Consider the following 6,900-nt stretch of genomic DNA (forward strand, 5'->3'; position numbering starts at 1 on the left):
GCGCCCCCGACGACGCGCCCGAGGACGCCCCGGACCACGCCACCGGGCCCGACGGCTCCCCGGACGACGCCCGGGACCGCCGGGACGAGGCGCCGCAGGCATCCCTGCCGGCCCTGCGCGAGGCGTACCGGGCCGCCTCCCAGGTGTACGAGAAGGTCGGCGTCGGCGCCGACCTGCGCGCCGAACAGGCCCGGGCGGAGAGCGACGAGAGCGCCGCCCGCGCGGAGCTGGACCGGCTCAGCAACAAGGTCCGCAACCGCGCCGAACAGCTGCTCCAGTCGCCCGACGGCTCCGACGGCCCGAGCCGGCAGGCCGCCGCCGCCCGCGCCGAGGAGCTCGTGCAGCTCCTGGAGACCCGCATGTCGGGCGCGAGCGAACAGCTCGGCCGCCTGCGCGGCGAGGCCGAACGCCTCGCCCCCGAGGAGGGCGACGAACACACCGAGCTCCCCGACGACATGCGGCCCGGCGACGCCGAACAGGCGCAGGCCCTGCTGCGCACCGCCACCGCCGAGCTCACCTCGCGCACGGAGGCGCTGGACCGGGCCCGCGCGGCCCACGCCGAACTCCTCGACGCGCACCGCGCCGCCGAGGACGCGGCCGGCGGCTTCGACGAGATCGCCGCCCTCCTCCGCGACCTGCTGCGCGAGCACACCCCCGAGGAGGAACCGGACCAGCCCGAGCCCTACCCCGGCAGCCTCGAGGACGCCCGGCAGTCCGCCGCCGAGGCCCGCCGCTCACTGCGCGGCTGCGCCGCCGACCTGAGCGCCGCCGAGGCCGCCGTGCGCGAGGCCGCCGACATCCTCGTCCGGCACGCCAACTCCACCCGCTACGAACAGGTCCGCACCCCGGCGCGGCAGCAGATCCGCGAACTGCCCGCCTCCGCACTGCCCGAGCACGCCCAGAAGTGGGCGGACGCCTTCGCCCCCCGCCTCCGGGTCCTCACCGACGAGCTCGAACAGCTCGAGCGCAACCGCGACTCGATCGTCGACCGGCTGCGGGGCCTCGTCGAGTCCGCACTCGCCACCCTGCGGTCGGCCCAACGGCTGTCCCGGCTGCCCGAAGGGCTCGGCGAGTGGTCGGGGCAGGAGTTCCTGCGCATCCGCTTCGAGGAGCCCGACCAGGCCACCCTCACCGAACGGCTCGGCGAGGTCGTCGACGAGGCCACCCGGGCCGCCGTGCGGAAGAAATCCGACCTGCGGCGCGACGGCATGTCCCTGCTGCTGCGCGGAGTCGGTGCCGCGCTCGGACCCAAGGGCGTCGCCGTCGAGATCCTCAAGCCGGACGCCGTGCTGCGCGCCGAGCGCGTGCCCGTCGGACAGATGGGCGACGTGTTCTCCGGCGGCCAGCTGCTCACCGCGGCCATCGCCCTGTACTGCACGATGGCCGCCCTGCGCTCCAACGACCGGGGCCGCGACCGGCACCGCCACGCGGGCACCCTGTTCCTCGACAACCCCATCGGCCGTGCCAACGCGACCTACCTGCTGGAACTCCAGCGGGCCGTCGCGGACGCGCTGGGCGTGCAGCTCCTCTACACCACCGGCCTGTTCGACACCACGGCGCTCGCCGAGTTCCCGCTGGTCATCCGCCTGCGCAACGACGCCGACCTGCGGGCCGGCCTCAAGTACATCAGCGTGGAGGAACACCTGCGGCCCGGCCTGCCCCAGCAGGACCCCGACCAGGAGGCCGCGCACAGCGAGATCACGGCCACCCGCATGTTCAAGCGCCCCGCGCCGGCAGCCGCCCGTGACCGGCAGCCGGACCGGGCCGGTCAGCAGCTCCCGCACCAGGAGAAGCGCCCGGGCGGGAGCGGGAGCGGGAGCCGAGACGAGGACCGCGACCGGGGCGCAACGCAGGGCGGAGCGCCGGGCGGGGACCGGGACGCGCCGGACAGGGACCGGGGCCACGGGGCGGCGCCGTCCGGGGCGGTCCCGGCCGGCGGCTGACCCGGGGCAGGGGCGGGAGCCGCGCCGGCCGGTGACTGGGCCGAGGACGCGCGTCGGCTCTGCGGGCCCCGGTGCGTCAGAAGCCGTAGCCCATGCGCCGGGACAGGTCGGCCGCCGCCGCTGCCGCCCGTTCTCCCAGCGCCGGCAGCCGCTGCGGGGTGAGCCGGTACACGGGACCGGAGACGCTGATCGCGGCGACGACCCTGCCCTCGTGGGACCGCACCGGGGCCGCCACCGCGGAGAGCCCGAGCTCCAGCTCCTCCAGGGTGCACGCGTACCCCCGCTCCACGACCGTCTCCAGCTCGCCCCGCAACGCGGCGGCACCGGTGACGGTGTGCTCCGTGAAGCGCTGGAGGGGGCGGGCCAGGAGTCCGTCCCGCAGGGTGGGCGGAAGATGGGCCAGCAGCACCTTGCCGTTGGCGGTGGCGTGCAGCGGGGTGCGCCGGCCGAGCCAGTTCTGGGCGGTGACGGCGGCCGTGCCGCGGGCCTGCATGATGTTGACTGCGGCGTCGTCGTCCAGCACCGCGAGGTTGACGGTCTCGCACAGTTCGTCGGCCAGTTCCCGGCAGACGGGAACGCCCTCCTGGGAGATGTCCAGCCGGACGGCCGCCGCCCCGGCGAGGCGCAGGACACCGGCGCCCAGCCGGTACTTGCCCCGGTCGTGGCTCTGCGTCACCAGACCGCGGTTCTCCAGGACCCCGAGCAGCCGGGACGCCGTGGACTTGTGCACCCCCAGGTCGCCGGCGATCTCGGTCACGCCCGCCTCGCCGAGCCGGGCGAGGATCTCGAGCACGCTCACCGCGCGGTCCACCGACTGGACCGACCCGGGGGAGCCGCCCGTGGAGCCGCCCGTAACGCCGTTTGGTCCGCGCTCCACCCGCCCGCGCGTCTCCTCGGGGCGGGACTGCTCGCGCGTCGGGACCATGGCTCCACTCCTGCCGACTGCCTGCCTGCCGGCCCGGCGGGAGTAGGCCGCGTGCCGCGGGACCGTGCTTCCCGCTCCGCCGGGATGCCGTTCGCACCGGCGCATGTCGGCACGCGATGCGAACGAGCAGATTATCGGAGGGGTGGTGGCCGGATGCGACCGGCAGTCCGGCCCGTTCCAGCCTCTTCCGGTCCCTTCCCGTCCCTTCCGGCCCCTTCCGGCCCCCGTCCGGTCACGTGCAGGCCGGTCCACCGGCCTCGGGGCACCGTCCGCAGGCCGTCGCACCCGTGACGGAGTCACAGCTGCGACGGCGCCTCCCGGACCAGGTCACACCCGACGGCGCGTCAGGGGTGCGACAGCTGCCCCGCTCCGCCGCGGCGGCGTGTGCGTGCCTGCGTCCGCTCCGCGGCGCGCGCCTCGCGACGGGCCCGGCGCCGCTCGCGCCGCAGGGTCCGGGCGGTGCTGCGGGGCGTGGAGACCACGCCATGACGCTGGTTCCACACCTGGCGGGTGACCCAGACGTCCAGGACCCCCCAGGTGGCCAGGATCGTGCTGACCACGCTGCTGATCACCATCGGGAACGCCAGCCAGGACCCGGCCAGGGTGCACAGGAAGGCGATCATGGCCTGAATCAGCGTCACCGCGATGACGAGCACCGCACGGACGGCCGCCGTCCGGACCGGGTCGGGCAGCCGGCGCCGCCGGGCGGGCTCCTCGACCCACAGCGGCCGGTAGGCTTCCCGATCCTCCGTCACCTGCTGTGCCACCGGCTCCGTCACGGGACGCCGGGTGTCCGTCCGCGCCGCGTCGCCGCTCCGCTCACGGGGCTGTTCCCCGCGGGCGCCGCTTGCCGGACCGGACCTCCCCGCACCGTCCCGGGAGGGTATCGGGCGCCCCGTCGTCCCGGCCGCCGTCCGTCCGTCGCCGGGGGTGCCCCGGTCGGGTGCGTCCGTGTCCGCACGCGTCATCACCTGGACCGCCGCACCCTCCTCCGGCGCCTCGCGCCGCTCCGCCGTGCCCATCACCGTGTCACTCCCCACCGCCGCCAGTCCGCTGCCCGGATCCGCGGACCCGTACTTTCCGTGACTGCCCGGCTTGCGCTGTTTTACGCCGCCCAGGTGCGGGACACGGCTCCTGTGGCCGATTCCGCCCCCATTTCCCACAGAGAAGGACGAACAGAACGCGAAAAGGTTCCCGACCGGGCGGAATTCAGGCCAACTGACGTGCACCGGCCCCCGGAACGCCGGGCAGAGCCCACCCCGGGCGGCCGGGTGGCGATCTCCCGCAATGCCCGGACACGTCGCCATCACCGCCCGCCGCTCCGGAAGTTCGGCTTCCGGACGGGTCTTCGAGTTAACTGTGCCTCGGTAGTAGGCTCGCGCCGTTTGTTGACGCACATGTGCGCCCCCGGCCGGAAGGGGGCCGAGCTGGGGGAGGCCATGCGCTTTCGCGGGAAGTCCATCCGCCGGAAGATCGTGGCGCTGCTTCTCGTGCCGCTGCTGTCCCTGACGACCATCTGGGCCTTCGCCACGGTGCTCACGGGTCGGGAGGCGAGCCACCTGTTCGACGCCTCCTCGGTCATGGAGGAAGTCGGCTACCCCATCGAGGACACCGTTCGCGTCCTGCAACAGGAGCGGCGCCAGACGCTGGTCCACCTCGCCGACCCGCGCGCCTCCGACGGGCTCGCCGCCCTCCGCCGCAGCCGCGCCGCCACCGACAAGGCGGTCGGCAACGTCCGCGCGAACGTGGCGAAGTCCGACGTCCGCGAGGCGATGGGCGAGGACACCGAGGACCTGAGCGCGGTCCTCGACTCCTTCGACGGGATCGAGTCGCTGCGGCGCAGCGTCGAGGACGGCACCGTCGACCGCGCCCAGGCGCTGGACCTGTACAACCAGCTCGTCGACCCCTGCTACATCCTGCTGGCCAACCTCCACGTCGTCGACGACGTCAGCCTGGACAAGCAGTACCGGGCCCTGGTCAACCTCGCCCGGGCCCGTGAACTCCTCTCCCGCGAGGACGCCTTGCTCGGCTCCGCCCTGATCGTCGGCAGGCTGTCCCGCGCCGAGGTGCGGGAGGTCTCCGACCTCGTGGCGCAGCGTTCGCTGCTGTACGACGCGAGCCTGCCACAGCTCCCCGGTGCCGAGCGCGACCGCTACGTGACCTTCTGGAAGAACGCCTCGTCCGCCCCGCTGCGCGTCGGTGAGGAGGCGGCCGTCTCCTCCGGGACCGGGCCGCCCCGCGGGATCAGCGCGAAGAGCTGGGACACCGCGGCCGGCACCGTGCTCGAGGAACTCGGCTCCCTCAACGACCAGGCCGTCGACCGCTACCAGGACCGAGTCCGGCCGGTCGCCATGGGCGTCATCACCCAGGCCGTCGTTGCCGGAGTGCTGGGCCTGATCGCCCTGCTGCTGTCGCTGTTCCTGTCGGTGCGCGTGGGACGCGGCCTCATCCGCGACCTGCGACAGCTGCGGCTGGAGGCCCTGGAGGCGTCCGGGGTGCGGCTGCCCGGCGTGATGCGCCGACTCTCCGCCGGCGAACAGGTCGACGTCGAGACCGAGGTGCCGCGCCTGGAGTACGACAAGAACGAGATCGGCGAGGTCGGCCAGGCCCTCAACACCCTGCACCGCGCCGCCGTCGAGGCCGCCGTCAAACAGGCCGAACTGCGCGCCGGCGTCTCCGAGGTGTTCGTCAACCTCGCCCGGCGCAGCCAGGTCCTGCTGCACAAGCAGCTCACCCTCCTGGACACCATGGAGCGCAGGACCGAGGACACCGAGGAACTGGCCGACCTGTTCCGGCTGGACCACCTCACGACGCGTATGCGCCGGCACGCCGAGGGCCTGGTGATCCTCTCCGGTGCCGCGCCGTCCCGGCAGTGGCGCAAGCCGGTCCAGCTCATGGACATCGTGCGCGCCGCCGTCGCCGAGGTGGAGGACTACGAACGCATCGAGGTGCGGCGCCTGCCGCGCGTCGCCGTCACCGGTCCCGCCGTCACCGACCTCACCCATCTCGTGGCCGAACTCCTGGAGAACGCCACCGTGTTCTCGCCGCCGCACACCGCGGTGCAGGTCCTCGGCGAACGCGTCGCCAACGGTTTCACCCTGGAGATCCACGACCGGGGTCTCGGTATGACGGCCGAGGCGCTGCTGGACGCCAACCTGCGGCTCGCCGAGACCCCGGAGTTCGAGCTGTCCGACACCGACCGGCTCGGCCTGTTCGTGGTCAGCCGGCTGGCCCAGCGGCAGAACGTCCGGGTCTCCCTGCAGCCCTCCCCGTACGGCGGCACCACCGCCGTCGTGTTCATCCCCGACGCGCTGCTCACGGACGACGTGCCCGACACCAACGGCGTCGGCTTCCGGCTCGACCGGCCGCAACGCGGCAAGGACGCCAGGGACAAGGAGTCCGAGGAGAGCCGTCGCGCCGCCCTGTCCCAGGTGCCCGTCGCCCTGCCCGGCCTGCCCGCCGGACTGCTCGACGGCCCCGTCGAACTGGAAGCCCCGGTGGGACTGGACGCCTCCGTCGACCCGGGCGCCCTCGACGGCTTCCCCGGCGCGCTGGAGGACGAGGACAGCGAGCACGGCGGGCTGTTCCGCCGCCGCTCCCCGGCCCGCACCGACGACGAGCGCCCCAGGGGCCCAGAGCCGCACCGCGGCCGCCCGGGAACCGACGGCGGTCCGGAGGACGCGACGGACGACGAGGTGGCCGCGCCCGTCCCCCTGCTGCGCCGCAGGAGCCCGAAACTGGTCAGTTCGCACGGCCGCCCGGTCGGGGAACCGCGCTCCCGCCGCGACCGGCCGGAGCAGAACGGCGCCCTGCCGTCCTCGCGCCCCGAGCGGGACGGACTGCCCTCCCTGACGGAACGACGGCGGGAGGACAGGCAGGCGCAGACCCCGGGCGCCGACCGGCCGTACCGGGAGCCCGCCACCCCGCTGCCGAGCCGGCGCCGCACCTCACCCCCCGCCATCGGGTCCCGGGCCGACGGGCCGGGGGAGCCCGGGGCGCGGGACACCGGGGGAGACGCCGGCCGGCCCGCAC

General features: G+C 74.7%; 4 protein-coding genes. 2 read left to right on the forward strand and 2 right to left on the reverse strand.

Features of this window, described 5'->3' with window-relative positions; translation table 11 throughout:
- On the forward strand, positions 1 to 1,943 hold a 1,943-nt coding region (locus tag G3I53_RS28035; RefSeq protein ID WP_239064155.1), incomplete at its 5' end, for a hypothetical protein.
- A 76-nt stretch (positions 1,944 to 2,019) separates the two neighbouring features.
- On the opposite strand, the gene G3I53_RS28040 is transcribed toward G3I53_RS28035, so the two are convergent.
- Positions 2,020 to 2,868: an IclR family transcriptional regulator gene (locus G3I53_RS28040; RefSeq protein WP_164337951.1), complete on the reverse strand. Its 849-nt coding sequence runs from the start codon at positions 2,866 to 2,868 to the stop codon at positions 2,020 to 2,022.
- A 344-nt stretch (positions 2,869 to 3,212) separates the two neighbouring features.
- Complete coding sequence (locus G3I53_RS28045; protein WP_164337953.1) at positions 3,213 to 3,890, reverse strand: hypothetical protein; 678 nt, start codon at positions 3,888 to 3,890, stop codon at positions 3,213 to 3,215.
- A 417-nt stretch (positions 3,891 to 4,307) separates the two neighbouring features.
- Here G3I53_RS28045 and G3I53_RS28050 point away from each other — a divergent pair.
- A partial coding sequence (locus G3I53_RS28050; protein ID WP_164438906.1) for a nitrate- and nitrite sensing domain-containing protein occupies positions 4,308 to 6,900 on the forward strand: 2,593 nt, incomplete at its 3' end.

Origin of the sequence: Streptomyces sp. SID14436 (assembly GCF_010548465.1) — a bacterium.
Lineage (GTDB): Bacteria > Actinomycetota > Actinomycetes > Streptomycetales > Streptomycetaceae > Streptomyces.

Bases quoted from the DNA above. Each gene is read 5' to 3' on its own strand.
- G3I53_RS28045 (WP_164337953.1), bottom strand. From the start codon at position 3,890: ATGGGCACGGCGGAGCGGCGCGAGGCGCCGGAGGAGGGTGCGGCGGTC.
- G3I53_RS28040 (WP_164337951.1), bottom strand. From the start codon at position 2,868: ATGGTCCCGACGCGCGAGCAGTCCCGCCCCGAGGAGACGCGCGGGCGG.